This is a genomic window from Streptomyces himastatinicus ATCC 53653 (assembly GCF_000158915.1).
Taxonomy (GTDB): Bacteria; Actinomycetota; Actinomycetes; order Streptomycetales; family Streptomycetaceae; genus Streptomyces; species Streptomyces himastatinicus.
In genome coordinates this window covers 4,615,056-4,618,595 of the sequence record NZ_GG657754.1, presented here as the reverse complement: position 1 = coordinate 4,618,595, position 3,540 = coordinate 4,615,056, and the positions used below count along the sequence as shown (strand labels likewise).

Below are 3,540 nucleotides of genomic sequence, written 5' to 3'. Positions count from 1 at the left end.
TCCGGTCACCGCTACACACAGTAGCCGATTGTGGGGTCGGTCCTCCGGTCGGCTACTCTTTACTGCGTTCTTCTATCCCATCCGTTCGTCAAGGAGCACTCAACGTGGCTGCCACCGACGTCCGCCCGAAGATCACGCTGGCCTGCGTGGAGTGCAAGGAGCGGAACTACATCACCAAGAAGAACCGGCGTAACGACCCGGATCGTCTTGAGATCAAGAAGCACTGCCCGCGTTGCAACGCGCACACCGCGCACCGCGAGACGCGATAGTCATAAACTCTGCATTCGAGGCCGCCCCCCATCAGCGGGGGTGGCCTCGTTTCGTTAGTCATCAACAGCAGGAGGTGCCGAGGCGATGGCGCTTGATCCGTCTTTCGTCGGGCGGACCTACCCGCCCACCGACCCGTATGAGGTCGGCAGGGAGAAGATCCGCGAATTCGCCGAATCGATCGGCGAGACCAACCCGGTCTACACCGATCCCGAGGCGGCCAAGGCGCTCGGCTACTCCGATGTGATCGCCCCGCCCACGTTCGTCTTCGCGATCACCTTCAAGGCCGCACGGCACCTGGTCGTCGGCGACCCGCAGCTGGGCCTGGACTTCAACCGGGTGGTGCACGGCGACCAGAAGTTCACGTACACCCGGCCCATCGAGGCGGCCGACCGCCTCACCGTCATCACCAGGATCGACGACATCAAGTCGCTCGCGGGCAACGATGTGATCCTGATCAGCGGTGAGGTGCGCGACGCCGCGGGCGAGCACGTGGTGACCGCGATGACGAAACTGGTGGCGCGCGCCGCCGAAGCGGAGGAGAGCAGATGAGCGCCAAGATCTCGTACGACGCCGTCGAGGTCGGCACCGAACTGCCCGCGCAGGTCTTCCCGGTGAACCGCGCCGACCTCATCGCGTACGCCGGCGCGTCGGGCGACTTCAACCCGATCCACTGGAACGAGAAGTTCGCCAAGGAGGTCGGCCTCCCCGACGTCATCGCCCACGGCATGTTCACCATGGCATCGGCGATCCGCGTGGTGACGGACTGGACCGGTGACCCCGGGACCGTCGTCGACTACGGCGTGCGCTTCACCAAGCCGGTCGTCGTCCCCAACGACGACAAGGGCGCGCTCATCGAGGTCGCCGCCAAGGTCGCCGCCAAGCTGGACGACGACGCCCGCACCGTCCGGGTGGACATCACGGCGACCAGCGAGGGCCAGAAGGTGCTGGGCATGGCCCGCGCCGTCGTCCGCCTCGCGTAATCCCCCGGGCCCCCACCGCCCCCGGCACCGCGCCGGGGGCGCCCCCGTACTCTGGAGCGCGTGCAGGAACTCCATGACGCCCCCCTCGCCCCCCTCACCACCTTCCGTCTCGGCGGCCCGGCCACCCGGCTGATCACGGCCACCACCGACGACGAGGTGATCGCCGCGGTCCGCGAGGCCGACGCGACCGGTACGCCGCTGCTGCTGATCGGCGGCGGCAGCAACCTCGTCATCGCCGACAAGGGCTTCGACGGCACCGCCCTGCACATCGCGACCAGCGGCTTCACCCTGGACGGCACCCGGCTGGAGCTGGCCGCGGGCGAGAACTGGTCCGACGCCGTGGCCCGGACGGTCGAGGCGGGCCTCGCCGGTATCGAATGCCTCGCCGGAATCCCCGGCTCCGCGGGCGCGACGCCGATACAGAACGTCGGGGCGTACGGCCAGGAGGTCTCCGCCACCCTCACCGAGGTGGTCGCCTACGACCGCCGCGCCGACGCCGTCGTGACGATCCCCGCCGCCGACTGCGCCTTCTCCTACCGCCACAGCCGCTTCAAGGCCGAGCCGGACCGCCACGTCGTGCTGCGGGTCCGCTTCGAGCTGGAGGACGCGGGCGGGGCGTCCGCGCCCATCAAGTACGCCGAGACCGCCCGGGTGCTCGGCGTCGAGGTGGGCGACCGGGTGCCCGCCGAGACCGCCCGCAGGACCGTGCTGTCGCTGCGCGCGGGCAAGGGCATGGTGCTCGACCCGGAGGACCACGACACCTGGTCCGCGGGGTCGTTCTTCACCAACCCGGTGCTGACCGAGAGCGCGTACGAATGCTTCCTGGCCCGCGTCGCCGACCGCCTCGGCGCGGACGTCGCGCCGCCCGCCTTCCCGGCGGGGGAGGGGCGGATCAAGACCTCCGCCGCCTGGCTGATCGACAAGGCGGGCTTCACCAAGGGCTACGGCACCGGCCCGGCCCGCATCTCCACCAAGCACACCCTCGCGCTCACCAACCGCGGCGAGGCCACCACCGAGGACCTGCTGGCGCTGGCCCGCGAGGTGGTGGCCGGGGTCGAGGAGGCGTTCGGCGTCACACTGGTCAACGAGCCGGTGACGGTGGGCGTCAGCCTCTAGCCCCCTCACGGTGAGGGGACTAGGACGCCAGCCAGCCGTCGATCCCCGCCAGCAGCCGCCGCCGTACGTCCTCCGGCGCCGCCGAACCCCGCACCGACTGCCGCGCCAGCTCGGCCAGCTCCTCGTCGGTGAAGCCGTGGTGCTCGCGGGCCAGCTGGTACTGGGCCGCCAGCCGCGACCCGAACAGCAGCGGGTCGTCGGCGCCCAGCGCCATCGGCACCCCGGCGTCGTACAGGGTGCGCAGCGGTACGTCCTCGGGCTTCTCGTAGACCCCGAGCGCCACGTTGGAGGACGGGCACACCTCGCAGGTCACCCCGCGGTCGGCCAGCCGGGAGAGCAGGCGCGGGTCCTCGGCCGCGCGCACCCCATGACCAACCCGGGACGCCACCAGGTCGTCCAGGCAGTCGCGGACGCTGCCGGGCCCCGACAGCTCGCCGCCGTGCGGGGCGGCGAGCAGACCGCCGTCCCGGGCGATGGCGAAGGCGCGGTCGAAGTCGCGGGCGAAACCGCGCCGCTCGTCGTTGGAGAGCCCGAAGCCGACCACCCCGCGGTCCGCGAAGCGCACCGCGAGCCGGGCCAGGGTGCGGGCCTCCAGGGGGTGCTTCATCCGGTTCGCGGCGACCAGGACCCGTATCCCAAGACCGGTGTCCCGGGAGGCGGTGTCGACCGCGTCGAGGATGATCTCCAGCGCCGGGATCAGCCCGCCCAGGCGCGGGGCGTACGAGGTGGGGTCGACCTGGATCTCCAGCCAGCCGGAGCCGTCCGCGACGTCCTCCTCGGCGGCCTCGCGCACCAGCCGCTGGATGTCCTCGGGCTCCCGTAGACAGGACCGCGCCATGTCGTACAGCCGCTGGAAGCGGAACCAGCCGCGCTCATCGGTGGCCCGCAGTCTCGGCGGCTCGCCGCCGCTCAGCGCCTCGGGCAGATGGACGCCGTATTTGTCGGCGAGTTCGAGAAGCGTGCCGGGGCGCATGGAGCCGGTGAAGTGCAGATGCAGATGCGCCTTGGGGAGCAGATGTACATCGCGTGCCATCTGCAGATTTTGCCGCACGTCCGGACCCGCCGGTACCGCTTTCGCCGAACGTGGGCTTGCCCGCACAGGAATACGAGTCCGGTCCGGGCCGGAAGAGCATCGTCCGGGCCGGAACGAGAGCGGGCGCCCGGCCGTGGCCGG

The 3,540-nt window shown here is 71.0% G+C and carries 5 protein-coding genes; 4 read left to right on the top strand and 1 reads right to left on the bottom strand.

All coding sequences use genetic code 11. The annotated features are described in order from the left end of the window. The first annotated feature begins 104 nt into the window (after positions 1–104). The 4 genes from rpmG (at position 105) to SSOG_RS19190 (ending at position 2,366) form a co-directional block, all read left to right on the top strand. Positions 105–269 carry a 50S ribosomal protein L33 gene (rpmG, locus tag SSOG_RS19205; protein ID WP_009715907.1) on the top strand — a complete coding sequence of 55 codons (165 nt, stop codon included), beginning with the start codon at positions 105–107 and terminating at the stop codon, positions 267–269. An 85-nt stretch (positions 270–354) separates the two neighbouring features. Beyond that, complete coding sequence (locus SSOG_RS19200) at positions 355–819, top strand: MaoC family dehydratase N-terminal domain-containing protein (protein ID WP_009715906.1); 465 nt, start codon at positions 355–357, stop codon at positions 817–819. Continuing rightward, positions 816–1,250 carry a MaoC family dehydratase gene (locus tag SSOG_RS19195; RefSeq protein ID WP_009715905.1) on the top strand — a complete coding sequence of 145 codons (435 nt, stop codon included), beginning with the start codon at positions 816–818 and terminating at the stop codon, positions 1,248–1,250. Before SSOG_RS19200 ends, SSOG_RS19195 begins: the two co-directional genes overlap by 4 nt. A 60-nt stretch (positions 1,251–1,310) precedes the next feature. Continuing rightward, the gene (locus tag SSOG_RS19190) at positions 1,311–2,366 is read left to right on the top strand and encodes a UDP-N-acetylmuramate dehydrogenase (protein ID WP_009715904.1); all 1,056 of its coding nucleotides are present in this window, start codon (positions 1,311–1,313) and stop codon (positions 2,364–2,366) included. Positions 2,367–2,385: 19 nt separating this feature from the next. Here the strand turns inward: SSOG_RS19190 and SSOG_RS19185 are convergent, their stop codons facing one another. Next, positions 2,386–3,399, bottom strand: a complete 1,014-nt coding sequence (locus SSOG_RS19185) for an adenosine deaminase (RefSeq protein WP_039938078.1) — start codon at positions 3,397–3,399, stop codon at positions 2,386–2,388. Positions 3,400–3,540 lie beyond the last annotated feature (141 nt).